Consider the following 24,162-nt stretch of genomic DNA (forward strand, 5'->3'; position numbering starts at 1 on the left):
TGAACGTGAACAGCGGCAGGCGCCGGTGCGGGACTCCCGGCCGGCGCCTGTCGTGTGCATGGACATCTCGGTCAGTGGACCGGGTCGAGAAGCGCGTCGAAGGCGGCCGGCAGGCTCTTCCACGCCGTGCGGCCCGCCTGGTACTCGGTCTCGGTCAGCAGGCAGGAATCGAGCAGAGCTGTCAGCCCGTCCCGGTCGAGGCCGGGAGATACGAAGACCAGGTGCTGGCAGCAGTCGCCGTGCTCGGGGTGCCAGTCCAGTGCGGCGGCGGCCCGCCGGACCGGCGGAATCATGTCCCAGGCGGCGTCCGGCAGGGACGCGAGCCAGGGGCCGTTGTTCTCGACACAGAGCGCACCGCCCGCGGCGTCCCAGGACAGGAGGGTGTCCGGGCGGTCGGCGAGCCAGAACCGGCCCCTGCTGCGGGCGGCCGCACAACTCAGCTCCTCCAGCGCGTCGTACAGGCGCTCGGGATGGAACGGCCGGTGCTTGCGCCACACGAGAGTGCTGACGCCTGCCTCCTCGGCCTCCTGGGGCAGCAGCGCGCAGGCTGGATGCTGGCCCGCGCCGGCCGCTTCCACGTCGAACCCCGCGAGAGCCAGTCTCGTCAGCTCCTTCGAACCGGCCGCCGCCTGAGGGGCCGTCGGGTGCAACTGGCCGATCAGCGCCCGATCCTCCTCGCCGGCCTGGCCGTCGTCCACGAGGGCGACCGCCGACGCGTACTCGAGCTGCCGTGCCCAGGTGTCGCCGACGGTGCGCCGATCGCCGGCCGCGGCTGCCAGGCCCGCTTCGGCGAGGTCGTCCCCATTGACGAGGTAGGGCAGTACGAGGGCGGGATCGACGGCGGTGATCACGCCGGTCACCTCGATCAGGCCCTCACCGTGTGCGGCGACGACCTCGGCCATCGCCCTGGGCTCGACGGAGTCCCACAGCTCGACGACGGCCATCCGGGTCATGCCGTCCGCCGCCAGGCGCTCCAGCTCCGGCATCAGGTCCTCGCGCAGGGCGCAGCAGGCGCAGTCGTTCACCAAGGGGGCCTCGCCGCCGGACAGCGGCCCGGAGGAGTCACGCACGGTCCGGTGCACCGCGCCTTTCTCCGCCGTAGCCAGGTCGTGGTGCAGGGCGACGCTGTGGGACACGTCCTTGAGCAGCCCCTCCACTACCGTGCGGCGTGCGTCCGAGTGCAGTCCGCTGACGATGACGACGGGGAGTTTGTGCCCGCCCGCCATCACCGGCCCTCCTTGCGGCCGTAGCGTCGCTCGAAGCGTTCGACGCGTCCTGCGGTGTCCAGGACGCGGGCGGTCCCGGTGTAGAAGGGGTGGCTCGCGGAGGAGATCTCGACGTCGACGACCGGGTAGGTGCGGCCGTCCTCCCATTCGACGGTCCGGTCACTGGTCAGGGTGGAGCGGGTCAGGAAGGCGTAGTCGGCGGCCTTGTCGCGGAAGACGACGGGGCGGTAGGCGGGGTGGATTCCGGGCTTCATGGCGGTGTCCTGGGGGTCGGGCGGAGTCGGGCGGGGAGGGGGGTGTCAGCGCTCTTCGCGGAAGTCGACGTGGCGGCGGACGAGTGGGTCGAACTTCCGCAGGACCAGCCGGTCGGGGTCGTTCCGTCGGTTCTTCCGGGTGACGTAGGTGTAGCCCGTCCCCGCGGTGGAGCGGAGCTTGATGATCGGGCGTAGTTCGTTGCGAGCCATGCCGCTACTATATGGCAATGGTTTCCATTTTCAATATGGAGCCGATTCGACGAGAGGCAGGTAGTTACGTGTCCGCCCACTGCCAACTGACCGGCGCACAGCCGGGCTTCGGCAACAAGATTTCCCACTCGCACCGGCGTACGTCGCGCCGGTTCGACCCGAACATCCAGCGCAAGCGCTACTGGCTGCCCAGCGAGGGGCGGCACGTACGCCTGGTGCTGAGCGCCAGGGCGATCAAGGCGATCGACACGATCGGCATCGAGGCGGCGGTCGCCCGCATCCGCGCGCGGGGGGTGAAGGTCTGATGGCCAAGCAGAGCAAGATCGCCCGGAACGAGAAGCGCAAGGCGACCGTCGCGCGGTACGCCGCCCGGCGCGCGGAGCTGAAGGAGATCATCCGCAGGCCGGGCACCCCGGAATCCGAGCGGATCGCCGCCGTCGGGGAGCTGCGACGCCAGCCGCGCGACGCCAGTGCCACCCGCGTGCGCAACCGGGACGGTGTGGACGGCCGTCCACGCGGTCACCTGCGAAAGTTCGGACTGTCCCGGATCCGGATGCGCGAACAGGCGCACGCCGGGCTCCTTCCTGGAGTGACCAAGTCCTCCTGGTGACAGCAGGAGCGCCGGCCGGTCCATCGCGGCCCCAGGTGCTCTCCGAGGGCCGGTGCCGGGCTTCTCCTCCCCGGCCCCGGCCCTTTTCGGGGCGGCCCCCGCGCGGGCGGACTGCGGAGGCCCGACGTGGCCGGCAGCTGCATTTGCCCGTCCGGCCGGGCCGGGGGGCACGGCGGCGTTGCTTGATGTGTCCGGATATTCACAGACCGTCGATTTGACCATGCCGATGTGTGTCACTCCCGACGTGACCGGTCCCAGGAGCCGCCCCATGAACCTCGGTACGTACCTCACACGCAGCGCCCGCCACTGGCCTGCTCGCCCCCCGCTGCTCCCTCGAACAGCAACACCCAGCCGTGGAACGTCCACATCGTCTCCGGCCCGGCACGGGACACCCTCAGCGACGCACTGCTCAAGGCGTACGAGGAAGACCGGCCCTCCCTCGACTTCACCTCCGACTACGGGCAGGGCGTCCACCGGGACCGCTCGCACGAGCACGCGGCCATCGTCTACGGAACGCGGGGCGTCGCACGCTCGGACCACGAAGGCAGGAAGGAGGTCATCCGCGAGAACCTGCGGTTCTACGGGGCGCCCCACGTCGCACTCCTCTTCATGCCGGTCCTGGGCGACGGAGTGCGGGCGGCCGGCGACATCGGCATGTACGCCCAGAACTTCCTGCTCTCGCTCACCGCACGCGGCCACCGCGGCATACCGCAGGCCGTGCTCGGCGTCTACGCGGACACCGTCCGTCAGGCCCTCGGGGTCCCCGAAGACCTCAAGTTGCTGTTCGGCATCGCCTTCGGCACCGGAGATCCGACATCACCGATGTACGACATCGACGTGGGACGCGTCCCGCTCCGGCAGAGCGTGTTCCTGCACGACACCCCAGGCGTCCTCGACGGGCAGTAGCCTCCCGCCGACGGGAACACCGAACGGCTCGCCGGTCCCGGGGCCGCCCTCCGCGGTTCAGGCGGGGGTGTTCTCGGCGGGGACGAAAGGGGCTCCGTGGCCCGGGACCACCAGCGCGCTGAACAGCCCGTGCACATGCACGACCACAGCACCGCCGCCTCCGGCCTGACCCTGCCGGCTGCCGGCATCCTCGCCGCCCGGAAGGAACCGCCCCGCACACCTACTTCGAAACGGTGGCAGAGCGGAGCCGAACCGGTTGGTGCTCGACACAGTTCCTGCGCCGGGACGTCTGATCAGCCGGCTTCCGTCAGGGCTGCGTGCGCGGCGGCGAGGATCTCCTCGGAGAGCGGGGAGCCGTTGGTGGCCCGGGACAGGACCAGTGCGCCGAACAGGGTGCAGAGGCGTGCGATGCCGTCCTGGTCGTCGGTGGCGAGGAAATCGGCGAAGTCGGCCACCCCCTCGGTGTAGACGCGACGCGCCTCGCGCCCCCTGCCTTCACGCGCGATGTCGGTGGCGAGCGCGGCGACCGGGCAGCCGTGCGCCGGGTCGTCGCGGTGCTCGACGGAGAGGTAGTTGTCGATCAGTGTCTGTCGGGCGGCGTCGCGCTGCCCGTCGTGCCGCTCGATCCCGGCGCTGTAGCGCTGGGTGAGCTCGGTGAAGGCGTGGGCGGTGGCCTCGTCGACGAGCGCCTCCTTGGAGGCGAACTGCTTGTAGAAGGCGCCGTGGGTAAGACCGGCTGCCTGCATCAGGTCGGCGACGCTGACCTGCGTGCCTTGCTCCCGGAACAGCCGGGATGCGGTGTCCACCACCCGCCTGCGATTCTCCTGCGCCTGTGCCTGCGATACGCGGCCCATGATCACCTCCATTTGGATGTCGACTGGCATCTATCATAGACCCGTGTTTAGATTGGCCTCATAATCTAATCCGGTGCGGGTGTCCGACGGTGCCCGCCGGGACCAGGAGCGAGCATGGAACTGAAGAACGCGGTCGCGGTCGTCACAGGCGCCAACCGGGGCCTCGGGCGGCACCTGGCAGCCCAGCTCGTCGAGCGTGGCGCGAAGGTGTACGGAGCGGCCCGACGCCCTGGGACGGTCGACGTGCCGGGCGTCATCCCGCTGCGGCTGGACGTCACGGACGAGGCGTCGATGCGGGAGGCCGCCCAGCTCGCCTCCGATGCGACGCTGCTGATCAACAACGCGGGCATCTCCACCGGTGCGACGCTGATCGGAGGCGACGCGGACGAAGTGCGCCTGGAGATGGAGACCAACTTCTTCGGCCCGCTCGCCGCGACCCGCGCGTTCACCCCCGTCATCGAGGCCAACGGCGGAGGGGCCGTGCTCAACGTCCTGTCCGCCCTGTCCTGGTTCCACCCGGCCGGCCTCGGCTCCTACGCGGCCTCCAAGGCCGCCGCCTGGGCGCTGAGCGACGCGACCCGCGAGGAGCTGGCGCCGCGCGGGATCACTGTCTCGGCGCTGCACGTCGGCTACATGGACACCGATATGGCCGCCGGCGTGCCCGCCGATCAGAAGGCCGCCGCCGCCGACGTCGCGGCCCAGGCCCTGCACGGCATCGAGACAGGCCTGGCCGAGATCCTCGCCGACGAGACCAGCCGGCACGTCAAGCAGAGTCTGTCCGCGGCGCTCCGGCCGAACGCGGGCTGACGTCACCCGGTCCGGCGAAGCGGAACGCTGATCTCCGCCGGAAGACGCGACGGCCCGCGCCGCAGCGGGCAGAACACCACGAGCCGGAACGGAGACGACGATGAGAGCTTTCATGGTGGAGAAGTACGGCGGCCGAGCCGGGATGGGCGCCGCCGAGCTACCCGACCCTCGGGTAGGTACCGACGATGTCCTGGTCAGGATCCACGCGGCGGGCGTCAACCCGCTGGACCTCAGGATCCGCAACGGGGACTTCAAGGCGTTCCTGCCCTATCGTCTCCCGCTCGTGCTGGGCAACGACCTCGCCGGTACGGTCGTCCGGGTCGGCCCGTCCGTCACCCGCTTCGCGGCAGGCGACGAGGTCTACGCCCGGCCCGACAAGGACCGCATCGGTACCTTCGCCGAGCTCATCGCCGTCCACCAGGACGACCTGGCACCCAAACCCGCCACACTCACCATGACCGAGGCGGCCTCCCTTCCTCTGGTCGCCCTGACCGCATGGCAGGCACTGGTCGAGCGGGCCCACGTACAGCCGGGCCAGAAGGTCCTCGTCCACGCGGGCGCCGGCGGCCTGGGCTCCATCGCCGTCCAGCTGGCCAAGGCGCTGGGCGCGCATGTGGCCACGACGGTGAGCACCGCCAAGGTCGGCCTCGCCGAGGACCTCGGCGCGGACGTCGTCGTCGACTACCGCACGCAGGACTTCGGGGAGCTCCTCGACGGCTACGACGTCGTCCTCGACAGCCTCGGCGGCGAGAACCTCGCCAAGTCCCTGCGCGTGCTCAAGCCCGGCGGCACGGCCATCAGCGTCGCGGGCCCGCCCGACCCGGCCTTCGCCCGTGAACTCGGCCTGAACCCGGTCCTCCGCCTGGCCATGACCGCGCTCAGCTTCAGGACCCGGCGCAGCGCGAAGCGCCACGGCGTGACGTACTCGTTCCTCTTCATGAAGGCCAGTGGCGACCAACTACGCGGACTCACCCCCCTCATCGACGCCGGGAAGATCCGGCCCGTCGTCGACCGCGTCTTCCCGTTCGACGAAACCCTGCAAGCCATGGAGTACGTCGAGAAGGGCCGGGCGAAGGCCGGCAAGATCGTCGTCACGATGACGTGAGGGCGGGAGCGAGCAGGGCCGACGTGTGCCGCGGCGCCCGGGAATTCCTCGCGGGTCCCCCGTACGGCCGGCCGGAGCGGCTGCGGCTTCCGGCACCGCGACGTTCTCAGCCGGCAGGCGTCGGCCGAGAACCGGACTTGCGTCCGAAGCGGGACCGGAGCGCCGCCTCGATCTGCTCGGGGCCACGGCCCTTGGTCTCGGGCAGGTACCGGCCGACGAAGAAGAAGGCGACCACGCAGATTCCGGCGAAGATCCAGAAGGTCTCTCCCTGGCCGATGGCCGACGCCAGGGGCAGGAAGGCAAGGCTGACGACGAAGTTGGACACCCAGTTGACCGCGGTGGCCACACTTGAGCCCTCGGCCCGGACGGACGGCGGGAAGATTTCGCCCAGCAGCGTCCAGAACACCGGTCCCAGGCCGCCCGCGTACGCGGCGATGTAGATGACCATGAAGAGCAGCGTCAGTACCGAGCTCATGCCGATCACGAACGCCAGGCCGAGCATGAAGATCGAGACGGCCATGAGGGCGAGCGACACGAGGACCATGATCCTGCGGCCGGCCCGGTCGACCAGCCGGATCGCCACCAGCGTCATGACCAGGTTGATCACACCGATGAACACGGAGTAGAAGATGGAGTTCGACGCGTTCAGGCCGGTCTGCTGAATGATGGTCGGCGCGTAGTAGATGATCGTGTTGATACCGCCGAACTGCTGGACGGCGGCGAGCGTGAGCCCGACGACGAGGGCCGGCCGTACATCGGGAGCGAAAAGCCTCCTGGCTCCCTGGCCGGCCGTCCCGGAACTCCGTTCCCGCCTCTCGCGTTCCTCGGCGATCCGGTTCCGGGCCCGGGCGATCAGTGTGTCCGCCGTTGCCTCGTCGGTGACCGAGACGATTCCCTCGCGCGCCCGGTCGACCTGGCCGTGGGAGATGAGCCACTGCGGTGATTCGGGGAGGAACCACACGGTGGCCGCCACCATAAGGGCTGCCGGAACGGCACCGACGGCGAACATGGCCCGCCACATCTCGCTGTTCGCGAACGCGAGATTGACCAGGTAGGCGATGAGGATGCCGAGCGTGATCATCAACTGGTTCATCGTGAGCAGCCGCCCGCGGATCCTGGTCGGTGAGATCTCGGACAGATACACCGGCACGGTGGCCGAGGCGGCTCCGACCGCGAGGCCGAGAATCACCCGGCCCGCCATGAGCATCAGATATCCGTTCGCCGCGCTCGCGATCGCGGTGCCGATGATGAAGATCACGCCGATCGTGCCCAGTGCCTTGCGCCGGCCGAGCCTTTCGGACATCCGCCCGGCCGAGGTGGCGCCGAACACCGCCCCGATGAGGAGGACGCTGACCACGCTCCCCTGCTCGAAGGAGCTCAGGCCGAAGTCCTGTTTGACGTAGAGCAGGGCACCCGACACCACTCCCGTGTCGAAGCCGAAGAGTAAGCCGCCCAGCGCGACAGCGGCGGCCCAGAGAGTGATCTTCCGCTGGCCCTCCGGAGACACCTCGGTGAGCGGTCCGTGTGTGCCTGGTTCTCCGGAGAAACCCTGAACCATGTCGCATCCTCGCGTCTCGGCGGTCCGTCAGGTCAACGTCACCACTGTTCCATCGAAACCGGTAGAAATGGGCTTCCAATGAGTGCGTGTACGGCCACTTGGCACGTCTGGGCGCTCGCATCATTCCGGCCGGTCACACCTCGGCGGCCCGGTGTGTGGTCCGTCGAGGGCGGTGAGCAGGACGGGCAGATCCGTCAGTTCGGTGGCGTCGGTGGTGAACGGGGACCGCTCAGGCTGTGACCGATGGTGCCGGAACGACGCGTGTGGGGGAGTCCGTCCGTCGAAGCCGGCCCCGCCGCCCTGCCGCGGGATCCTCTCAGGGCACGGCGAGGGGAATCTCGCACCACACGGTCTTGCCGTTGCCGCGGGGATCGATCCCCCAGGTGTCAGCAAGCTCTTCGACGAGCATGAGGCCCCGGCCGGACGTGTGCAGTCCGGTGGCGGCACGGCGTCGCGGGGAGGCCGGTGACGTGTCGCTGACGGCCAGACGCAGGGCCCGTCCGCCGTTCCGTACGGGCCTGGCCGTCAGAGTGGTGGTGCCGCCCGTGTACAGAAGGGCGTTGGTGACGAGTTCGCAGGCGAGCAGCTCAGCGGTGTCGCCGATGTCCTCCAGTGACCAGTTGCTCAGCGCTGTACGCAGCTCGCGCCGTGCTGCCCGGAGCGCGTCGGGGTCATGGGGTGCGATGTCGGTCTCCCACTGCGGGGCCGGGACGGGCCTTCCCCGGGGCCGCCGCAGGATCAGGAGCGCCACATCGTCCTCCTCCCCCGTGTAGGCGGCCATGCTGTGCAGCAGATGGTCGGCGAGGTCGTCGGGTCGCTCCGGCCCGGTGTGCAGGGCCCGGAGGAGCCGGCCGCGCCCCACGTCGATGTCCTCGGCGCGGGCCTCGACGAGTCCGTCCGTACACAGCACGAGCGTCGAGCCCGGCTCCAGGACCGTCTCCGAGGCCGGGTACACGGGCTGGGCGCCCTGAGACGAGAGACCGAGCGGGAGCCCACCCGGGATGTCGAGCCACGCGGCGCCACCGTCCGGGCTCCGCAGCAGGGGTTCCGGGTGCCCCGCGCGCACGATCGAGGTCATCCCCGTGCGCGGATCGAGCAGGGCGATGAGACAGGTGGCGAAGCGGTCGGTGGCGAGCTCCGTCAGAAAGACGGAGGTGCGCGCCATGACGGTGGTCGGTGGGTGGCCCTCGGCGGCGTACGCCCGGAGGGCGACGCGGAGCTGCCCCATGATGGCAGCGGCTGTCACGTCGTGGCCCTGCACGTCGCCGATGACCGCGGCGACCCGGCCGTCGGGCAGCGTGAGGGCGTCGTACCAGTCGCCGCCGATGCCTCCCCGGGCGCGTGTGGGCCGGTACCGGGTCGCGAGGGTCAGGCCGGGGGCGTCGGGGAGGACCCCGGGGAGCATCGCCGTCTGCAGTCCGGCGGCGAGCTCGTGCTCCTGGTCGTAGAGGAGAGCCCGTTGCAGCGACTGGGCGATGACTTTGCCCAGCGCGGTCAGTACGGTCCGCTCGTCCTGCGGGAAGCCGGCCCTGCCCTCGTAGGTGAGCCCGACGGCGCCGATCGGGGTGTCGTGCGCGATCAGCGGGAGGAAGACCGCCGCCGCGGCCCGCGGGAACTTCGTCAGGTAGGGCTCGACAGCCGGATACCGCTCGACGAAGTCCGTCCGGTCGGTCAGGAAGACCGCCTCCCGGGTGCGGGCCGCGTCGGTGAGCGGAAGGGGTTCGTCCAGACGGGACAGGTGGAAGTCGCGGATGAGCTCGTCGGCCACGCCGTTCGCTCCGACCAGCCCCATACGGCCGTTGTCGACCAGGCCGAGGACGATGCTGGAGGCGCCGATCTGCTTCAGGAGCCGGGTGGTGGTCAGCGCCTCGGCGACGTCCTCGACGGTGAGGGTCGGGACGAGGGCGTCGCTGACGTGCCCGACGATGTCGGCCTGGCGGCGTCGGTCGTTCCTGGCGATGCGCAGCTGTTCGGTCTGGTCGACGGCGCGCAGTTCCTGGGTGGCGTCACGGATGATCCCGATGACGCGGACCGGGCGTCCCGACGGGTCGCAGACGACGTGGCCCTGGGTGTGGGTCCATCGCAGCGCGTCGCCCCGGTGCCGGCGGATCCGGAAGTAGAGGCTGAAGCCGGAACGTTCCCGCAGCGCACGTTCCACCTGCTCCTCGATCGCGGGCAGCTCCACGGGGAGCATCCGCTCACCGAGCGTGCTGAGACGGCCGTCGAACTCCCCCGGCCCGAAACCCATCACGGCGAGGCCGCCGCGGTCGTAGCGCATCTCTCCGCCGGCCAGGTCCCAGGTGAAGCTGCCCATGCCGTTGACCGCCAGAGCGACCCGGGCGGCGGCCTGAGGACGGCCCCGCGGACCGAGTCCGCCGTTCGGTTCGAAGGAGTGGCTCATGAACCTCCTACTGACCGGCTCCGCTGAGTGCTCGACGGGCTGGAACGAGGGCCACGCACCAGGGGCGGTCGATACCCCCATTCTGCGCGGAACCGTCTCCGCACGCCCGTCCTGCCGCCGATGTCTCACTTTCAGCCCGCAGGGCGCGCGGACCGGTGGCCGGAAGCCGCCCGTTTTCTGCGGTTTCCGGGCAAGGATGAACACGTGCGGCCTCGCCCGCGCCCCGCGCGCCCTTCAGCGCCGCGGTCCGCCACCACCTCGAGGAGGACAACGCCCATGACATTGCACAGGACCGCCGCCGACTGCGCGCAGGAGCTTCCCGGTACCGAACTGGTCCATCCCTTCGGGGAGGACTGGGAGGTCTTCAAGGTCCGTGGCAAGGTGTTCATGCTGATGACCGAGGTCCCCGGGCGCCCTGTCGTGATCCTCAAGTCGGACCCCGGCGAGGCCCTCGCCCTGCGGGAGTGCAACAGCCACATCACCCCCGGCTACCACATGAACAAGAAGCACTGGATCACGCTGGAGGACGGGGACGGCGTCGACGAGCCGCTCGTCCGGGAGCTCGTCACCGAGTCCTACCGGCTCGTCGTCGCCCACCTGCCCAAGGCCGAGCGGCCCGTCGACCCGCACACCTACGCCGGCGGCACGCGGGCGTCCCGGTGAGCGCGGCCGGCGACCGGCTCCAGGACACCGCCCGCCGGGCGGCACTCGCCCTGCCCGACGTCAGCCACGGACGCCCCTTCACCCCCCAGCTCGACGTGTACAAGGTCGCGGGCAAGGTGTTCCTGATCGTCACCGACGACCCCGACGAGCAGATCATCACGGTCAAGTGCGAACCGGAACGCGCCCGTGCGCACATGGACGCCCACGCCACGATCACACCGGGCCGCTACCTCGACAAACGCAACTGGATCACGCTGGGACCGGGGCCCGGCGTCACCGGGCGGTTGATCACCGAGGCGGTCGAGGACTCCTACGACCTGGTCGTCGAGCGGTTGCCACGACGTGATCGCCCCGGCCCCTGACGAACAACCCGAGCGCGCGTCCGGCCCGCCGGTGCCTCCCGGGAACGTGCCGCTCAGCCTGCGAGGTCACGTGGTCGCGTCGGCCCTGGTGGTGTCGGCCCCGGACGCGTCGGCGCCGGAACGGGCAGTCTTGCCCGGCTGCGGCGTGGTGCCGGAGCTCAGGATCGCGCGGGCCTGATCCATGTCGATGTCCTTCTCCCACTTGCCGATCACGATGGTGGCGACGGCGTTGCCGAGGACGTTGATGAAGACGCGGCCCTCGTTGAGGATGCGGTCGATGCCGACGATCAGGGAGAGCGCGGCCAGTGGCACGTGGCCGACCGCGGTGACGGTGCTGGCGAGCACGATGAACGCGCCGCCCGCGATTCCCGCGGTTCCCTTGCTGGTGAGCATCATGACGCCGACCATGATCAGTTGCTGCTGCCAGGAGAGGTCGATGCCCATGGCCTGGGCGAGGAACAGGGAGGCCATCGTGAGATAGACGGCGGACCCGTCCAGGTTGAAGGAGAACCCGGAGGGGATGACGATGCCGACCACGGGCCGGCCGATGCCGAGGGTCTCGAGCTTGCGTACGAGTTGCGGCAGCACGGCTTCGCTGGAGCAGGTGCTCAGAGCGACGAGCAGCTCGGCCTTGAGGAAGCGCATGAGTCCGAACAGGCTCAGTCGGCAGGCCCGCATGATGGCGCCGAGGACGACCAGGACGTAGAGGACGCAGGTGGCGGTGAACAGGATGATGAGGTAGCCGAGCTGCTTGAGGCTGTCCGCGCCGTAGGTGGCGACCACGGTCGCCAGGGCGCCGAACGTGCCCAGGGGTGCCAGCCGCATCACCCAGCCGACGATGCGGAAGACGACGTCCGAGAGCGCCTTGATGCCGCGGGTCAAGGGTGCGCCGTCCTCGCCGGCCATGTTCAGGGCCACGCCGAAGATGATCGAGACCATCAGCGCGGACAGGATCGCGTCACCGGTGATCGCGCCCAGCAGCGAGGTGGGGATCAGCGAGGAGACGAAGCCTGTGAGGGTGGCGTGCTCGGTGGCGGTCTCGGGTACGTCGTCCGCGTTCAGGGAGGCGGGGTCGACGCTGAGTCCGGAGCCGGGCTGGAAGACGTTGGCGATCACCAGCCCGATGAGCATGGAGACGAAGGAGAGCACCAGGAAGTAGCCGATCGCCTTCACACCGATCCGGCCTGCCTTGCGCAGGTTGTCCATGGAGGCGATGCCGGTGGTGACCACGCAGAAGACGACCGGGATCACGATCATCTTGACCAGAGCGATGAACCAGTCGTTGAGCGGTTTGAGGGCCTCGCCGAGCCCTGGTGCGAGGACGCCGACGGCGATGCCGAGGACCGCGGCCAGCACGACCTGGAACCACAGCTCGCGTATCAGGCGGTGCAGCCGTGACCGCTGGGCGCGGTCGGCGGTGGTGGTGCTTGTCATCGTTCGGTGCTCCCTTGCACGACGATCGTGTGTAGCCCTGTCCCGTGGGGGGTGCGGGGGACGTGAAGCGGCTCGCGTCCCCGGTCTCGTACGTGGCGCTGGGTGGAGCTCGCGCCTGCGCGGGCGGCCCGCTGTCCGAGGCGGGCGGGCCGCCCTGCCGTGCCGTCAGCCGTGCAGGTCGCGCAGCACCTTGTAGAAGGCGGCCTTGCTCTCGAAGCCGATGCCGGGGGTGTCGGTCAGGCCGACCCTGCTCTTCTCGACGACGGCGTCGTCGGCGAAGCCGCCGGTGGGCTGGAACTCGCCCGGGTAGGACTCGTTGCCGCCGAGCTTGAGGGCGGCGGCGATGTGCAGGGAGAACTGGTGGCCGCCGTGCGGGACGCAGCGGCGGGAGGACCAGCCGTGCTGTCGGAGCATGTCCTGGATGCGCAGGTACTCGGTGAGCCCGTAGGAGAGGGCCGGGTCGAACTGAAGGGTGTCCCGGTCGGGGCGCATGCCGCCGTAACGGATCAGGTTGCGGGCGTCCTGCAGGGAGAAGAGGTTCTCGCCGGTGGCGATGGAGCCGGTGTAGTGCTCGGCGACGGTGGCGTTGAGGTGGTAGTCGAGAGGGTCGCCGATCTCCTCGTACCAGAACAGCCCGTACGGCTCGATGGCCCGCCCGTACTCGAGCGCGGTGGAGAGGTCGAAGCGGCCGTTGACGTCGACGGCCAGCCGGGAGCCGTCGCCGTCCAGGACGTCGATGACGGCCTCGATACGGCGCAGGTCCTCGGCCAGGCCGGCGCCGCCGATCTTCATCTTCACGACGTCGTAGCCCAGGTCGAGGAAGCCGCGCATCTCGTCCTGGAGATCGGTGAGGGTCTTGCCGGGGGCGTAGTAGCCGCCCGCGGCGTAGACGAACACCGAGTCGTCGGGCTGCCCGTCGCCGTGGCGCTCGGACAGGTACCGGTACAGCGGCTTGCCCTCGATCTTGGAGGCCAGGTCGAACAGGGCCATGTCCACCACGCCGACCGCGACCGAACGCTCACCGTGTCCGCCGGGCTTCTCGTTGCGCATCATCACGTCCCACGCCCTGGCCGGGTCCAGGCCGCCCTGCTCGTCCAGGAGGCTGCCGGGCTCGGCGTTCAGCAGGCGCGGCAGGACGCGGCGGCGCAGGATCTCGCCGGCGCTGTAGCGGCCGTTGGAGTTGAAGCCGTAGCCGACAAGCGGCTTGCCGTCACGGATGACGTCGCTCTCGATCGCCACGATCGAGCAGTCCATGGAGCTGAAGTCGATCCAGGCGTTGCGGATCGAGGAACTGATCGGGACTACGCCCTCGTAGACGTTGGTGATCTTCACTGTGACGGCCTCTCTAATATCTTATAAGTTACGCCGGTGTTAGGCTGAGGTGTCCTGACCAGGACTGTCAAGGGGTGCGAGCACCCGGAGGGGATTCGTACGGGGCGATGGCCGACACGAACCTGTTCCTCAGCAAGAGCGACCTCGCCTACGCGGAGCTGCGCGGCCAGATCCTCTTCGGCACGCTGCCCGCCGGGTCACGGCTCGCGCAGTACGACCTCGCCGAGTCCCTGAACATGAGCATCACGCCCCTGCGCGAGGCCATCCGCCGCCTCAGCAGCGAGGGGCTCGTCACCGTCGAGACCCACCGCGACGTCCGGGTCTCCACCATGACGTCGGACGAGGCCCGCCAGTTGTTCGAGGTTCGCCTGTCCCTGGACCCGACCGCCGCCGAACTCGCGGCCCTTCGGCGTACCGACGAGGACATCGCGACCATGCGGGCCGCCGTCGGGAAGCTGCTGCCCGTCACGCGCCAGTGGGGGGAAGAGGCGCTCACGGCCCACCGCGCCTTCCATCAGGCGTTGTACCGGGCCTCGCACAACGACGTGCTCATCGGTCTCCTGGACGACCTCTGGGACAAGTCCGACCGCTACCGGCGCCTCGGACTCGAGCTCCCGCCCGGCGACGAACCCCGCACCCGTGACCTCCAGGAGCACCATCAACTGGTGGACCTCATCGAGGACGGCCGGACCACCGAGGCCGCCCGGTTGATGCGTGAGCACATCGCCCACAGCCTCACCGCCACCGCCATCAGCGCCCTCGAAGACCGTGAAGGGGCCCGTACGGCGTGACGCGCTGACGGAGTCGCTGCGCCTGGTCGCCACCCCCGATGCCCTCGTTCCGGGCGATGGCCATGTCGGCATGTCGGCCGGTCCCGCCGGGCCCGGTCCAGTGGTGCGGAAGAGGCCGTCAGCGGTGGCCCAGCACGTTGACCACCCGTCCGCTGGGGTCGCGGACGAAGAACCGCCGCACGCCCCACTCTTCATCCTGCAAGGGGTGCACGATCTCCGCACCGCTCTCCCGCATGACCGCGTAAGCCGCCTCCACGTCGTCCACCTCGACGCTCATGTCGGGGGTGACAGGCGCGGTCTTGTCACTGGTCATGACGCTGATCTGCGCTGCCGGGGTGGACGGGGAGGCAAGCGTCATGATCCAGCTGAGGTTCATGACCTCCTCGAAGCCCAGCAGGCCGTAGAAGTCCCGGCTCTCCTGCGCAGCCTCCGACTGGATGTTGGGCACGACACGGCGAACAGCCATCGACGACTCCAGGTGAGAACGAACGTGCCTCTACGTTTCTCCAGGAGTACTACGCCGCGTCCGCCGCCGCACGCGTTTCCGGTACACGCATCAGGGCGAGGACGCGGTACTCCCGGACCCATTCGCGGAGCGGACTCCGATATCGCCTACTCCCGGGCGACATGCCTTGCCGGGTGTTCCATGCGTCGCGATGTCCCAGGCGGGGTCCGGTGAAGACCGCTCCGGGTGGTCACGCTCAGGCGTTGGCGTGGGCCTTCGCCGCCGGGGCGAACTCGATGCCGAGCAGCTCCTCCACGGGGGCGTACACCTCCGGCATGTGCATCGTCGTGGAGAGCAGGAGGTTCTCGGCCGGGGCGACCAGGACGCTGATCCGCCGGCCCGCCTCGACGTCGGCGGAGGCCAGCGGCTGCCCGTTCTCGTCGAACGTCGTGATCAGGTCGGGGAACGCGGCCCGGCGGCCGGAGGCCAGGTCGAGCGCCATGTACTCGTTGACGAAGTGCAGCGTGGTGCCGGCCGCGTCGTCGAGGACGGCGACACCGACGTCCAGGCCCTCGCGCTGTTCGCAGCGGTATTCGCGTACGGTGCCGGTCGCGGCGATCTCACCGCCGAGCTGCGCGGCGGCGCCGGCCGGGCCCTCCGCGAGGAAACGGCGGCCCAGCTCGATCGCGAAGCTGACGGCGCCGGGCGCACCGTTCTCCACCGCGTAGCCGACCTCCACGGGGTTACGGGCGACACCGACCCAGCCGCCCGCTTCGACGGACGCGCGCCGGACCACGTTCGACGTGGCCTCCAGGCCGCCGGAGACGGACCCCTCCACATAGGCGTACGGCTTGCCGCCCGCGTAGCCCTGGTACGAGCGGTAGTCGTCCGCGAGGTGAAGGCCCATCGCGCCCATCACGCTGGAGGGATGGGCGCGGCCGTTGCAGGCCAGGTCGATGACCGGCAGGCCGGTCATCGCCGAGTGGAACCAGCCGTTGATGGTGGTCTCGGCCCCGTTCTCGTTCGTGTGAACCGCCACGAGTTCGCGGGGCAGATCACGCCGCAGCAGCTCCAGGGCGCGCAACAGGTGGGTGGGCAGTACCTGAGGGTCGGGCGCGGCGGGGGCACCGACCAGGGCCACGGTCGCGGTCAGGTCCTCGGCCGCGAACTCGTCGGCCGTCCACAGCTCCGGCACGCCGATCTGGAGGGCCAGTCCGGCGGTGCGCAGGCCACGCTCGACGAATCCGCCGCCGCCTCCGCCCAGCACGGCACCGCCGTACACGGCCGCGCGGATGTCGTCATGGGTCAGCTGTCGCTTCACGGGTGTCTCCCAGGTGGTTCTGTGCGGGGTGTGCGGGGTGTGCGGGAGGACGCGGGGACGTCCTGTTACTTGGCGGCCTTGAACACGCCGTTGCCGAACGAGTAGAGGGCGTCACCGGCGATCGCGCCGCCTGCGAAAACCTCCAGGTCGTCCTTGGCCTTCGGGCCGAGCACGCGCGGTGCGAGGACGCGGACGGCGATGCCGGCGGCGACCATCCAGCCGGCCATCGGCGTGGTGATCAGCAGGCCGGTCGCCAGCAGAATGCCGAGCTGGCGCTTCGAACCGCCGATCAGCTGCACGATCGCGCCGGGGACCGCCCAAAGAGCGAGGTCACGGGCGGTCTCGGCGGAGGGGCCTGCCTTGATCGCGGCGACGTACGCGGCGTCGATCGGGGCGGTCTGCCCGTTGTCGAAGAAGATCCGGTACGAGATGAGGACCACGACGATGGCGACACCGAAGCCGATCATCGCGGCGATCAGCTGCTGGCGACGGCCCTCCAGCTCGAAGGCCGGGTCGGCGTTCTCGCCACGCAGCAGGTAGCCCGCCTTGAGGTCGTAGCCCATGTCGGCGAAGGCCGGACCGGTCGCGGCGGTGAAGCCGGACAGCACGACGAGCGCCTCGGGCGGGAAGCCGATGAGGATGCCCAGCAGCAGCGTGATCAGAGCGATCGCGAAGGCCGGGAACCAGCCGGAGTGCATGGAGGCGATGCCGACAAGCAGTTCGTGGAGGAAGGCCGCGACCGTGGCGTAGAAGAGGAAGCCGATCAGCATGCCGGGGCTCATGTGTGTGGCGGCGCCGGTACCGAAGGCCAGCAGGACCGAGATCACGAGGTAGGCGCCGAAGCCGAGACGCATCGAGCGGCCCAGGTCCGGGGGGCCCGCCCGGCCCTTCGCGCGGGTTCCGTCCGCCGGGGCGCGCCGGGCCTTGAGGATGGTGCGGCCGACCTGGACGAGAGCCACGAGACCGGCGCCCATCATCATGCCGTGCGGCAGGTACATCGCGCCCAGGTCGAGGCCGAGCAGCGGGTCGGCGTACTGGTTGAACAGCAGGCCGACGCCGAAGGCGGACATGGCTGCGAACCCGCCGATCAGGGCCACGCCGAACGCCGACATCGGCAACGTGAAAATGGCGCCGGCCAGACCGGTCAGCAGGCCCAGACCGAGGACCCTGGCGCGCCGGCCGCCCTCGTCACCCGCCTTGATGGCCTCTGCGGCGGCGAGCCCCGGCGGCCAGGGGTTCTCCGCGGGGAAGGCCGGGGTGTCGTACATCCGGTAGAGCAGCCAGGCGTCGACCAGCATGGCGGCGGCGACCCCGATCAGCATCGGGACGATCATGTCGTCCATCCCGAACAGGAACGGGATGCCGATCGGCAGGAACAGGCTGTTCGCCGCGCCGAACGTGGCCGAGGAGATGCTGGTCTGCGCCAGGTTCTGGGCATGCACCGAGCGGAAGCCGCGGAACCAGACGAGCGGCACCCGGGCCAGGGTCATCGCGGCCAGGGCGCCGATCAACGAAGTGCTGGGAGTGACGCCGAGCGTGGCGAGCAACTGCACGCCCACGACGGCGCCGAACACGCTGAGCACCACGGTGAGGACGAGATTGCCGGGTGCGAGGGCCCGGGGATGGCGTCGTCCCTCGCCCACGGTGCGCGAGGTCTCGGCCTGAGGCGAAGCATCAGTGCTCATGGGTCTTCGGTGCTCCCGTGCGGGTCGGCGCCTTGTCAGCCGCCTGGGTGAGTTCTAGAATATGGAACCAGTACTGAGAATATGGATATCCCTGGATCATCCATACGGCGTACTCCGCCGTCAAGGGCGAGGCCCGGCTTCTCGCCATGTGGGCGGTCCGGAGTCCGGGGGCAAGGGGCGGTCACGGACACACCCGGGCGCCCCTTACGATCGGACGACACGACTCGGGGGAGCTCGGGGGAGGCGGGAGAACGGTGAGCACACTCGCCAACGCACGCGATGTCCTGCGCCTGATGGCGCGCCTGCAGCGCGACCTCACGGTGACGGACGTCGCGGGGGCGCTGGACCTGCCCAAGAGCTCCGTCTCACGGACGTTGAGCATGATGGCCGACCACGGCTTCCTGGACCGCGACCCGCTGAGCCGCGCCTACCGCCCCGGCGAGCTGGTCATGGAAGCCTCGTACCACTTCCGCGCCTCGCGCAGCACGGCGTCCCTCCTGGAGGAGGAGCTGAGCAGGCTGGTCGCCGACATCGGGTACACCGGGTACGTGGACGTGCTCGACGGAGCCGAGTCGCTCGTGCTCCACATGCGACTCGGGACGACCGGCGCCCTCCAGGCGTACACCCCGGCCGGCACCCGGGCGCCGGCCTACGCCAGTTCCATGGGCCGCGCTCTGCTCGCCCGCATCGACGACGCGCAGGTGCTACGGCTCGTCGACGCGCGCCTCGAACAGAGCACGGGCTCGGCGCCGCGCACCCCCGGCGAACTGACCTCATGCCTGGCCCGGGTGCGCGCCGACGGCTGGGAGTCCTCACGCGGTGAGTACGTACCGAACGTCGCCGGGGTCTCCGCCGCCGTCCTCGACAGCGACACCGGCCAGATCTTCGGCATAGGGATCGCGCTGCCCGCGCCCGAACTGCACGACGACAACGAGGCCCGTTTCGGGCGGGCGGTCCGTGACGCGGCCCTGCGCGTGGGCAAACGCGTCGGCGACCCGTACTGGCTGCGCTACGTCGAGACCGACACCGGCCGCTGAGCTCCCATCAGTCCAGCAGGGGGCCGAGGGCTGCCCCCACCACCGTCCCGGGGGTCAGGACCGGCACGGTGACCCCCGCCGCGCGCAGCGCCTGACGGTGCCGTGCCCCGTAGCCCATGCAGTCGAGCATCAGAACGTCCACGCCCGCATCCAGGTGGGTGCGAGCCGCCGCGCGCAGTGCCGAGTCGTCTTCGGCGTAGGGCGAGGCCGTGGTGAACACCGCGGCGGGGGCGACGGCCCGCCACTTCTCGCGAGCCTCGGTCACCTGCTCGGGCAGCGGTACGACGAACCCGACAGCGCTGCCCCGCAGCACTGTGCCGACGTATCCCGTCACCAGCGCGTCAGGCTCGACGAGCCGTGCCTGACGGGCCCGCAGGCCGGGGAACGCGCCGGTGCACAGCAGTACGACGACGTCGGCTCCCTCGTCCTCCACCTGATCGATACGGGACTGAAGCCCGGCCCCGACAGCATCGGCGTCCAACGTCACGGAACCGCCGTCGGCCAGCCGGCTCAGAAGTGTCGCGCGGCCCTCCTTCACCCCGAAACGGTGCTCGGCCTCCCGACGGGCCAGGCCGTCCAGCAGACCGGCGTGCCGTACGCGTGTGGACGCCGGCAGGTGCGCCTCGACGGCCTCCGACAGGTCCGGGCGTGGTGCCTGGCCGATGGTCAAGAAGCAGAGCGTGTGCACGGCGCCTCGCATCGTCAAGGTTCCAGATAATGGATATGAGTTCCAGTCAATGTAGTGGGCGGTGCCGGGGCTGGATAGAGGGCCCGGGACGCGCAGGTGGTCGCACAGCCCCTCGGCGTGGCTGTGCGAAGAGGCGGCAGAGCTCCTCGGGGAGCCCAGCCGCCTCTGCCTCAGGTGTCAGTCAGATCAGCACCGGCCCGCCGGGCGGTCGCGCTTCACGAGGTTCGTGTAGCCGGTCGTGCCGTCCAGCCACAGGACCCGCTGCCCCTCGTCGGCCGTGCCGAACGCCTGCTCGCCACGGTTGCAGGACATGCGCTGCGGGCCGCCCTTGCCGTCAGGTGCGACCTGGTACAGCTTCGCCATCGTGTCGTTGGCCCACGACGTGGCCGGCGGGGTGCTCGTGATGCTGACCGCGTCGTCCGAGGCCGTCAGGGTGTAGGCGTGGAGGGAGTCCGCGCCCGCCTCCGGGGTGACGGTGACCGGGTTCGAGCCGTCGAGGTCCGCGCGGCGCACCGCGGCCTTGCCGGTGTCGGTGACGTCGTTGTCCTCGATCCAGAAGACACCGTCGTCGGTGATCGCGGTCTGACCGATGCCCATGGTGTCGTCGGGGGTGGGCATCTCCGTCCTGGCGCCGGTCGCCGCGTCGAAGACCTCGACGCCGACCTTCATGCTGCCGTTCGCGGGGGCCACCTTGGCATAGGCGATCTTGCCGTCCTTGATGGAGGGCAGGCCCGAGATGTTGTACGGCCGGCCGTCGTCGACCAGGCCCTTCTGGCCGGTCTTCATGTTGACGTACCGGACGTTCGTGACACCGAACTGCGGGTTGAAGGCGGTGTAGGCGACCCAGTCGCCGTCCACGACGAGGCTGTTCACGTCGCTGCCGATGCCGTCGACCGCCTTGGAGAGGCCGCCGTTGACCGAGCGCGCCATGATGTGGATGCCCGTGCTGCTGTAGTCGGCCCACACCACCGTCTTGCCGTCGGTGTTCGCGTAGACGTTGTAGTCGCCGTTGTTGGCGCTCATCAGCTGCGGCAGGCCCTTGCCGGACGTGTTGCCCAGCCACACGGAGTAGGGCTCGCTGCCGTCCTCGTCGGAGCGGGAGACGGCGTACTTGCCACCGCCCGCCTCCACGCCGGTGCCGGCGATGTTGACCTTGTTCAGGATCGTGTCGGTGTCGACGCCGAGGGCCTTCTCCCAGCCCGGGACGATGCCGTGTGCGTCGAACGACTTCTTCACGGTGCTCAGCTGGGCCTTGGTGACGCCCAGCTCCTGCGCGGCGGCGATGACTGCGGCACGGCCCTCGGTGAAGCCGTCGAGGGGAGTCATGTACGCGGACAGGGCGCGGTGGACGATCTGGTCGGCGAGCCCTGCGCCGAGGTCCTGGCGCATGTCCCACAGGGCGCCGGAGAAGATCGTGGAGTTGAGGTGCACCCCGCCGTTGTCACCGCCGTAGGTGGCGCCGATGAAGTTCTTCGACGTGGTGGCGCCGTCGTTGAGGTCGCGCAGCGCACATTCTCGCGGGCTGAGCGTGGTGCACAGGTCCTCACCGAGCAGACCGGCGTCGGGGTCGTCCATGGAGACGTTGTTCGCCTCCAGGTCGATGGCGTTGCCGAAGTAGTCGGCGATCGCCTCGTTCATGGCGCCGGACTGGCCCGCGTAGACCAGGTTCGCGGTGTGGTCGATGACGCCGTGCGTCATCTCGTGGCCGACGACGTCGGTGTCCGCGGAGAAGGTGCGGTAGTCCCCGCCACCCTTGCCGTACACCATTTTGGCGCCGTCCCAGAAGGCGTTGTTGTACGGCTGGCCGTTGGCGACGACGCCGACCAGGGAGTAGATGAACCCGTCCTTGCCGTCGAGACTGTTCCGGTCGAAGTGGTTCTTGTAGTAGTCGTAGACCTTGCCGGCCGCCCAGTGGGCGTCGACCGCACCGGAGTCGGTGAAGTCCTCACCGAGCTCGGTCGTGTCCGACTGGAAGGTCTTGATGCCGGTGGGCCAGCGGTCGGCACCGGAGGCGGCAGCCGCCTCGCGCCCGCGGGCGTCGTACGTCTGCAGCATGGGGCCCTCGAACGGTGAGTCGGCGGCTCGCTTGCTGTAGTCGATCATCTCGTAGACGCCCTTGGTGTTCCTGTACAGATTCACCTCCGTCTGCTCACCGTTGTAGCGAGTGCCGGTGCCCTTGACGACGAGTTCGTCGCCGGCGGGGAGGGCGGCCTCGGGCGTCGCACCCGTCGCGCCGGTGACGGCCGGGGGCGTGGTGCCCGTCGCTCCGAAGGTCTTGATGTCGCTGTACTGCATGACCGGGAAGCCCGAGTGGGCGTCGATGTACACCTGCCGCTTCACCGGCTGCCCGTCGACCGGGCTGATGCCGGTGACGGTGATCCGCCGGGTGAGGACGCCGGTGCCCTGCGGGAGGATCGTGAGGCCTTCGGCCGTGCCGACGAGCTCCTGAGCACCCGGTTGCCCGCCCTTGGCAGGGGCGCGCAGCAGCCCGCCGCCCGACTTCCAGGAGACGGCACCGATCGCACGCTCGATCGCGGTCTTCCGGGAGATCTTCGGCGTCACCGTGCCCAGCTTCAGCCGGGTGAAGTAGCTGCCGGACGTGCCGGTGACCGTGCGCTTGCCGTCCTTCTTCGTCATCCGGACCAGGTACTGGCCGCCCAGGACCTCGACACCCTTGTACCTCTGCTGGAGGCGGACCGTCTCCTTGCCGCCCTTCCCGGTGGTGGTTCCGGCCGAGGCCAGGTCCTTCGCCGAGGTGTCCTCGATGTGGTAGCGGCCCTTCCTGGACTTCAGGTGACCGCGCGCGGCGTCGGCCGCGGTGCCGGTGGCGGTGGTGCCCTCGTTCAGCCCGGTGACGAGTGACGGGGTCTCGGTCTCCGAGCCCGGCGTCACCTCGGCCGCGGCGGCGGTGGCGGAGTCCGCGTGGGCGGCCGGTATCGCCGTCACCAACAGGCCCGCGGTGGCCAGCACCGCGGCTATGCCCTGGCCGACGATCACGCTGCCTGATCCATGTCCTGCTCTGGCTGATCTCTTGGGTGCTGAACTCCGCACGGTGCCCCTCCGGTGCCATCACTGCATGAACGGATTTCGGATACGGACATGCAAGTGCCGGAACAGGGGTGTGAACAATGCGTTCCGGGTGCGCACTTGTGGACGTCCACACTTGTGTGGCCTGCATTGACAGGTGAGAATTCCACCGGTGGGGCTGACCCGGTGGGACACGCGATGGCAGGGGCTCGGGCTCGGAGCGGACGAACTCCGGGTGTACGAAGCGCTGCTCGACGTACACGAACAACCCTCCCGTACCGCCCTCGCACAGTCCTTGGGGCTGACGTTGCTACGGGTCACGAACGCGCTGGACGGCCTGGCCGAGCATGGCTTCACCCACCCGGCCCGAGGCGCGACCGGGATGCCCGTGGCAGTGGCCCCGTCCACCGCGCTGCGTAATCTGATCCACCTGCGTCAGGCGGAACTGCTGCACAGATCGGCGGAGTTGGAGGAGCTGACCGGCTCCGTCGACCGGATCGCCGCCCAGCTGCTGAGCTCGGTGAACACCCCCCGTGCCACCGGCATCGAGACGGTCCGGGGTGGTGCTGCCATCGCCGCGCGGGTGGCCTCGCTGCTGGTGTCGGCGAGCGAGGAGGTGGCGCTCCTCGACCGCCCGCCCTACGCCGCCAGCCAGCCGGACGGGATGCCCGCACCCCTCGACGTGGCCGAGCCGGTCCGGCGCGGGGTACGGGTGCGCGTCGCGGTGGACCGCGAGGGGCTGAGCTTCCAGGGGCGCGCCCGGGGCCTGGGCGATCTGGCCGTGCAGGGCGTACAGATACGGGTGGGCACGGATCTGCCGACGAAACTGATCACGGTGGACCGGCGGGTGACCCTGCTGCCGCCGACCGACGCGGCGGACCCGACGGCTTCCGCGCTGGTGGTGAGCGACTCACTCCTGAGCAACGCGCTGGTGCCGCTGTTCGAGTCGGTCTGGGACCGCGCCGTCCCCATCGGGTCCGTCACCCACGACCGGATCACGCAGGAGGACCGGGAACTGTTGACCATGCTCGCATCCGGGCTGAAGGACGAGGCGATGGCCCGGCGCCTCGACGTTCACGTACACACGGTCCGCCGCCGCATCACCCGCCTGATGCAGGCCCTGAACGCGGAGACCCGGTTCCAGGCCGGCGTGCGGGCGGCGCTGCGTGGCTGGCTGACGGGGTGAGGCGGGCCGTCTCTCCGGGCGCAGCGACCGGTTCAGGACGACCAAGCGGTGGTGTGTCAAGCCGGATGTGGAGGATCTTCGTGGGGCCGCCACCACGTGGGACGGCCTGCACAGGTGCTGGTTATCCGTCTCGGCGAGACGCTCGGCGCGCAGACCGCGTGGCTCACGCCTGCCCCTCTTCCGCAGCCGAGACCATGTCGGTGATCCCTACCCGGTCTCTTGAGGGTCCCGGCGCCGGAGCTGGCATCGTGAGAGAGCCG

23 protein-coding genes are annotated in these 24,162 nt (G+C 69.9%); 10 read left to right on the forward strand and 13 right to left on the reverse strand.

Going from position 1 to position 24,162, the window contains the following annotated elements:
• Positions 1 to 71: 71 nt before the first annotated feature.
• From ACZ32T_RS12025 to rpmG, 3 genes are read right to left on the reverse strand one after another with little or no spacing between them, the layout of a single operon-like run.
• Entirely contained in the window at positions 72 to 1,226 is a 1,155-nt protein-coding gene (locus tag ACZ32T_RS12025) for a CobW family GTP-binding protein (protein ID WP_467264105.1), read from the reverse strand.
• Positions 1,226 to 1,480 (reverse strand): type B 50S ribosomal protein L31, encoded by a 255-nt coding sequence (locus ACZ32T_RS12030; protein ID WP_467264107.1) that lies wholly within the window; start codon positions 1,478 to 1,480, stop codon positions 1,226 to 1,228. The genes ACZ32T_RS12025 and ACZ32T_RS12030 overlap by 1 nt, the downstream gene beginning before the upstream one ends.
• Before the next feature lie 45 nt (positions 1,481 to 1,525).
• Entirely contained in the window at positions 1,526 to 1,690 is a 165-nt protein-coding gene (gene rpmG, locus ACZ32T_RS12035; RefSeq protein ID WP_033303001.1) for a 50S ribosomal protein L33, read from the reverse strand.
• Positions 1,691 to 1,758: 68 nt separating this feature from the next.
• Between rpmG and rpmB the strand changes: the two genes are divergently transcribed.
• The 3 genes from rpmB (at position 1,759) to ACZ32T_RS12050 (ending at position 3,206) form a co-directional block, all read left to right on the forward strand.
• On the forward strand, positions 1,759 to 1,995 hold the full coding sequence (gene rpmB, locus ACZ32T_RS12040) for a 50S ribosomal protein L28 (protein ID WP_467264109.1): 237 nt from the start codon (positions 1,759 to 1,761) through the stop codon (positions 1,993 to 1,995).
• On the forward strand, positions 1,995 to 2,300 hold the full coding sequence (rpsN, locus tag ACZ32T_RS12045; RefSeq protein WP_467366580.1) for a 30S ribosomal protein S14: 306 nt from the start codon (positions 1,995 to 1,997) through the stop codon (positions 2,298 to 2,300). The genes rpmB and rpsN overlap by 1 nt, the downstream gene beginning before the upstream one ends.
• Positions 2,301 to 2,528: 228 nt before the next feature.
• On the forward strand, positions 2,529 to 3,206 hold the full coding sequence (locus ACZ32T_RS12050; RefSeq protein ID WP_467366583.1) for a nitroreductase family protein: 678 nt from the start codon (positions 2,529 to 2,531) through the stop codon (positions 3,204 to 3,206).
• 293 nt (positions 3,207 to 3,499) lie between these two features.
• Here ACZ32T_RS12050 and ACZ32T_RS12055 read toward each other — a convergent pair whose 3' ends face one another.
• Positions 3,500 to 4,060 carry a TetR/AcrR family transcriptional regulator gene (locus ACZ32T_RS12055; protein ID WP_467264113.1) on the reverse strand — a complete coding sequence of 187 codons (561 nt, stop codon included), beginning with the start codon at positions 4,058 to 4,060 and terminating at the stop codon, positions 3,500 to 3,502.
• A gap of 114 nt (positions 4,061 to 4,174) precedes the next feature.
• Here ACZ32T_RS12055 and ACZ32T_RS12060 point away from each other — a divergent pair, with 114 nt between their 5' ends.
• Positions 4,175 to 4,867 carry an SDR family oxidoreductase gene (locus ACZ32T_RS12060; RefSeq protein ID WP_467264115.1) on the forward strand — a complete coding sequence of 231 codons (693 nt, stop codon included), beginning with the start codon at positions 4,175 to 4,177 and terminating at the stop codon, positions 4,865 to 4,867.
• A 100-nt stretch (positions 4,868 to 4,967) separates the two neighbouring features.
• Positions 4,968 to 5,972, forward strand: coding sequence for an NADP-dependent oxidoreductase (locus ACZ32T_RS12065; RefSeq protein ID WP_467366585.1), 1,005 nt, complete (start codon positions 4,968 to 4,970; stop codon positions 5,970 to 5,972).
• Positions 5,973 to 6,078: 106 nt separating this feature from the next.
• Here ACZ32T_RS12065 and ACZ32T_RS12070 read toward each other — a convergent pair whose 3' ends face one another.
• Together ACZ32T_RS12070 and ACZ32T_RS12075 are read right to left on the reverse strand one after the other, a co-directional pair.
• Positions 6,079 to 7,530 carry a sugar porter family MFS transporter gene (locus tag ACZ32T_RS12070; protein WP_467366587.1) on the reverse strand — a complete coding sequence of 484 codons (1,452 nt, stop codon included), beginning with the start codon at positions 7,528 to 7,530 and terminating at the stop codon, positions 6,079 to 6,081.
• 316 nt (positions 7,531 to 7,846) lie between these two features.
• Positions 7,847 to 9,931 (reverse strand): SpoIIE family protein phosphatase, encoded by a 2,085-nt coding sequence (locus tag ACZ32T_RS12075; protein WP_467366589.1) that lies wholly within the window; start codon positions 9,929 to 9,931, stop codon positions 7,847 to 7,849.
• 276 nt (positions 9,932 to 10,207) lie between these two features.
• Here ACZ32T_RS12075 and ACZ32T_RS12080 point away from each other — a divergent pair, with 276 nt between their 5' ends.
• Together ACZ32T_RS12080 and ACZ32T_RS12085 are read left to right on the forward strand one after the other, a co-directional pair.
• Complete coding sequence (locus tag ACZ32T_RS12080; RefSeq protein ID WP_467264122.1) at positions 10,208 to 10,594, forward strand: MmcQ/YjbR family DNA-binding protein; 387 nt, start codon at positions 10,208 to 10,210, stop codon at positions 10,592 to 10,594.
• Positions 10,591 to 10,956 (forward strand): MmcQ/YjbR family DNA-binding protein, encoded by a 366-nt coding sequence (locus ACZ32T_RS12085; RefSeq protein WP_467366591.1) that lies wholly within the window; start codon positions 10,591 to 10,593, stop codon positions 10,954 to 10,956. The genes ACZ32T_RS12080 and ACZ32T_RS12085 overlap by 4 nt, the downstream gene beginning before the upstream one ends.
• A gap of 66 nt (positions 10,957 to 11,022) precedes the next feature.
• On the opposite strand, the gene ACZ32T_RS12090 is transcribed toward ACZ32T_RS12085, so the two are convergent.
• Positions 11,023 to 12,390 (reverse strand): cation:dicarboxylate symporter family transporter, encoded by a 1,368-nt coding sequence (locus ACZ32T_RS12090; RefSeq protein ID WP_467366593.1) that lies wholly within the window; start codon positions 12,388 to 12,390, stop codon positions 11,023 to 11,025.
• A 165-nt stretch (positions 12,391 to 12,555) separates the two neighbouring features.
• Positions 12,556 to 13,722, reverse strand: coding sequence for a mandelate racemase/muconate lactonizing enzyme family protein (locus ACZ32T_RS12095; protein WP_467264128.1), 1,167 nt, complete (start codon positions 13,720 to 13,722; stop codon positions 12,556 to 12,558).
• Positions 13,723 to 13,829: 107 nt separating this feature from the next.
• On the opposite strand from ACZ32T_RS12095, the gene ACZ32T_RS12100 reads away from it, so the two are divergent.
• Entirely contained in the window at positions 13,830 to 14,513 is a 684-nt protein-coding gene (locus ACZ32T_RS12100) for a GntR family transcriptional regulator (protein WP_467366595.1), read from the forward strand.
• 118 nt (positions 14,514 to 14,631) lie between these two features.
• Here ACZ32T_RS12100 and ACZ32T_RS12105 read toward each other — a convergent pair whose 3' ends face one another.
• From ACZ32T_RS12105 to ACZ32T_RS12115, 3 genes are all read right to left on the reverse strand, one after another.
• Complete coding sequence (locus tag ACZ32T_RS12105) at positions 14,632 to 14,979, reverse strand: VOC family protein (RefSeq protein WP_467264131.1); 348 nt, start codon at positions 14,977 to 14,979, stop codon at positions 14,632 to 14,634.
• Positions 14,980 to 15,214: 235 nt separating this feature from the next.
• Positions 15,215 to 16,279 (reverse strand): S-methyl thiohydantoin desulfurase domain-containing protein, encoded by a 1,065-nt coding sequence (locus ACZ32T_RS12110; protein WP_467366597.1) that lies wholly within the window; start codon positions 16,277 to 16,279, stop codon positions 15,215 to 15,217.
• Positions 16,280 to 16,344: 65 nt separating this feature from the next.
• Entirely contained in the window at positions 16,345 to 17,964 is a 1,620-nt protein-coding gene (locus tag ACZ32T_RS12115; RefSeq protein ID WP_467264135.1) for an OPT/YSL family transporter, read from the reverse strand.
• Positions 17,965 to 18,218: 254 nt separating this feature from the next.
• On the opposite strand from ACZ32T_RS12115, the gene ACZ32T_RS12120 reads away from it, so the two are divergent.
• A complete protein-coding gene (locus tag ACZ32T_RS12120) occupies positions 18,219 to 19,001 on the forward strand; it encodes an IclR family transcriptional regulator (RefSeq protein ID WP_467264137.1) in 783 nt (260 codons plus the stop codon).
• 7 nt (positions 19,002 to 19,008) lie between these two features.
• Here the strand turns inward: ACZ32T_RS12120 and ACZ32T_RS12125 are convergent, their stop codons facing one another.
• On the reverse strand, positions 19,009 to 19,701 hold the full coding sequence (locus ACZ32T_RS12125; protein WP_467366984.1) for an AroM family protein: 693 nt from the start codon (positions 19,699 to 19,701) through the stop codon (positions 19,009 to 19,011).
• Positions 19,702 to 19,875: 174 nt separating this feature from the next.
• Positions 19,876 to 22,686: a M4 family metallopeptidase gene (locus ACZ32T_RS12130; protein WP_467366599.1), complete on the reverse strand. Its 2,811-nt coding sequence runs from the start codon at positions 22,684 to 22,686 to the stop codon at positions 19,876 to 19,878.
• A gap of 202 nt (positions 22,687 to 22,888) precedes the next feature.
• On the opposite strand from ACZ32T_RS12130, the gene ACZ32T_RS12135 reads away from it, so the two are divergent.
• Positions 22,889 to 23,902, forward strand: coding sequence for a LuxR family transcriptional regulator (locus ACZ32T_RS12135; RefSeq protein ID WP_467264143.1), 1,014 nt, complete (start codon positions 22,889 to 22,891; stop codon positions 23,900 to 23,902).
• Positions 23,903 to 24,162 lie beyond the last annotated feature (260 nt).

The organism is Streptomyces sp. NPDC023573 (assembly GCF_055559735.1).

What these genes read in the sequence shown, in the direction of transcription:
- ACZ32T_RS12025 (WP_467264105.1), bottom strand. Translation starts at nt 1,226, where the DNA reads ATGGCGGGCGGGCACAAACTCCCCGTCGTCATCGTCAGCGGACTGCAC.
- ACZ32T_RS12030 (WP_467264107.1), bottom strand. Translation starts at nt 1,480, where the DNA reads ATGAAGCCCGGAATCCACCCCGCCTACCGCCCCGTCGTCTTCCGCGAC.
- rpmG (WP_033303001.1), bottom strand. Translation starts at nt 1,690, where the DNA reads ATGGCTCGCAACGAACTACGCCCGATCATCAAGCTCCGCTCCACCGCG.
- rpsN (WP_467366580.1), top strand. Translation starts at nt 1,995, where the DNA reads ATGGCCAAGCAGAGCAAGATCGCCCGGAACGAGAAGCGCAAGGCGACC.
- ACZ32T_RS12055 (WP_467264113.1), bottom strand. Translation starts at nt 4,060, where the DNA reads ATGGGCCGCGTATCGCAGGCACAGGCGCAGGAGAATCGCAGGCGGGTG.
- ACZ32T_RS12060 (WP_467264115.1), top strand. Translation starts at nt 4,175, where the DNA reads ATGGAACTGAAGAACGCGGTCGCGGTCGTCACAGGCGCCAACCGGGGC.
- ACZ32T_RS12065 (WP_467366585.1), top strand. Translation starts at nt 4,968, where the DNA reads ATGAGAGCTTTCATGGTGGAGAAGTACGGCGGCCGAGCCGGGATGGGC.
- ACZ32T_RS12070 (WP_467366587.1), bottom strand. Translation starts at nt 7,530, where the DNA reads ATGGTTCAGGGTTTCTCCGGAGAACCAGGCACACACGGACCGCTCACC.
- ACZ32T_RS12075 (WP_467366589.1), bottom strand. Translation starts at nt 9,931, where the DNA reads ATGAGCCACTCCTTCGAACCGAACGGCGGACTCGGTCCGCGGGGCCGT.
- ACZ32T_RS12080 (WP_467264122.1), top strand. Translation starts at nt 10,208, where the DNA reads ATGACATTGCACAGGACCGCCGCCGACTGCGCGCAGGAGCTTCCCGGT.
- ACZ32T_RS12090 (WP_467366593.1), bottom strand. Translation starts at nt 12,390, where the DNA reads ATGACAAGCACCACCACCGCCGACCGCGCCCAGCGGTCACGGCTGCAC.
- ACZ32T_RS12100 (WP_467366595.1), top strand. Translation starts at nt 13,830, where the DNA reads ATGGCCGACACGAACCTGTTCCTCAGCAAGAGCGACCTCGCCTACGCG.
- ACZ32T_RS12105 (WP_467264131.1), bottom strand. Translation starts at nt 14,979, where the DNA reads ATGGCTGTTCGCCGTGTCGTGCCCAACATCCAGTCGGAGGCTGCGCAG.
- ACZ32T_RS12115 (WP_467264135.1), bottom strand. Translation starts at nt 17,964, where the DNA reads ATGAGCACTGATGCTTCGCCTCAGGCCGAGACCTCGCGCACCGTGGGC.
- ACZ32T_RS12125 (WP_467366984.1), bottom strand. Translation starts at nt 19,701, where the DNA reads ATGCGAGGCGCCGTGCACACGCTCTGCTTCTTGACCATCGGCCAGGCA.